This is a genomic window from Variovorax glucosi (assembly GCF_051216695.1).
GTDB lineage: Bacteria > Pseudomonadota > Gammaproteobacteria > Burkholderiales > Burkholderiaceae_C > Variovorax.
The window spans coordinates 1-1,557 of record NZ_JBPJZE010000060.1 but is presented as its reverse complement, the minus strand read 5'-3'; the positions used below and the strand labels follow the sequence as shown (position 1 = coordinate 1,557).

Below are 1,557 nucleotides of genomic sequence, written 5' to 3'. Positions count from 1 at the left end.
GGCGCGTGCGGCGCCACCTGCAGCCGCGCCATTGCGCCGCGCTGTCGCCGGCGCAACTCGCACGCTACAGCGAAGCGCTGGGCCTGCCCGTTTCCACCTTGCAAGGCCTGCCGTGAACTTTCAACACCAACAGGCGGCGCATTGCGAAAGCGGCGTCATCTCCAGCCTGATGCGCCACCACGGCGCGCCGATGAGCGAGAGCATGGCGCTGGGCCTGTCGTCCGCGATTTCGTTCGCGTACCTGCCCTTCATCAAGCTGTCGGGCCTGCCGCTGATCTCGTACCGCATGCCGCCCAAGGCCATCATCAAGGGCCTGCTGGCGCCGATGGCCGCGCGCTTCCGCTTCGAGACATTCCGCAGCGCCGAGGCGGGGCAGCAGAGGCTCGACGCGCTGCTGGCCGACGGTCAGCTGGTGGGGCTGCAAACGTCGGTGTACTGGCTGCCGTACTTTCCGCCGAACATGCGCTTTCACTTCAACGCGCACAACCTGCTGGTGTACGGCAAGGACGGCGACGACTACCTGATCAGCGACCCGGTGTTCGAGGAGCCCGTGCGTTGCCCGAGCAGCGATCTGGCACGTGCCCGCTTCGCCAAGGGCGTGCTGGCGCCGAAGGGGCTCATGTACTACCCGCAGGCCATCGATCGCAAGGTCGTCGATGCGGCCTCGGTGGTCAAGGCCATCCGCAAGACAGTGCGCAACATGCTTGCGCCGATTCCCATCGTCGGCGTGCGCGGCATGCACACGCTGGCCAAGCGCATGCGCGCCGACACCACGCGCCTGGGCGGCGTGATCATCATGAAGGGCATCCACTCGGAGAGTTGACCGAGGGAGCCCCGGCTCTCTTTACGTCTTCGACGCGACGCGCTTGAACAGCGCCTGGTCGAAGCGGATCGTGATGACCTCCGTGTCGTCCGGCTTGCCGGGAACCCGGCCGTCTTCCGTCGGAAAGTTGGTGTCGATCGCAACGGCCAGCGTGTTGTCGTCCACCACCTCGACGCTCTCGACCGAATCGAAGGGCATGCTGAACTTGCCGGCCACCACGCCGGCCAGCGGGCCGCCGATGTCCGTAGGGTCGGAGATGTTCAGCAGGTCGACCAGCAGCGTCTTCTTCAGCACGCCGTCGGCGTCTTTCACGTCGAGGTCGACCATGTACAGGCGCTTGACCACGGCCTTGGAGCCGAACAGGCTGTCGCGCTCGATCAGCACGAACTTGTTGCCGCCGACGTTGGTCATGTCGCCGATCACGATCTGGTTGTCCTTGGCGGGACCATCCTTCTTGTAGACCGGGTTCTTGCCGGTGTAGAGCATCGAGGCGGGATCGAACTCGAAGAAGTTCAGATAGCGCTCGTCGTCTGCCACGGGCCGCAGCGAGGCCAGCGAAGGCGCCGCTTCGGGCACCGCGTAGAGGCGGCTGCTGTCGCCGTTGAAGGCCAGGCTCTCGAAGCCGCGGCTCGAGAGCGAGGTCACGGTGGCGCCGTCGTTCATCACCAGCGGGTTGGAGGGGCTGCGCAGGAACGGGTGGGGCACCGGGTCGCCCATCAGCGTGCCGTTCTTGT

Annotated in this window: 2 protein-coding genes; one reads left to right on the top strand and one right to left on the bottom strand. The window is 66.0% G+C overall.

Annotation, left to right across the window (positions count from 1 at the left end):
* Positions 1–112: 112 nt before the first annotated feature.
* Complete coding sequence (darH, locus tag ACSFA3_RS22835; RefSeq protein WP_435507743.1) at positions 113–823, top strand: BtrH-related acyltransferase DarH; 711 nt, start codon at positions 113–115, stop codon at positions 821–823.
* Positions 824–844: 21 nt separating this feature from the next.
* Here the strand turns inward: darH and ACSFA3_RS22830 are convergent.
* A partial coding sequence (locus tag ACSFA3_RS22830; RefSeq protein ID WP_435507742.1) for an esterase-like activity of phytase family protein occupies positions 845–1,557 on the bottom strand: 713 nt, incomplete at its 5' end.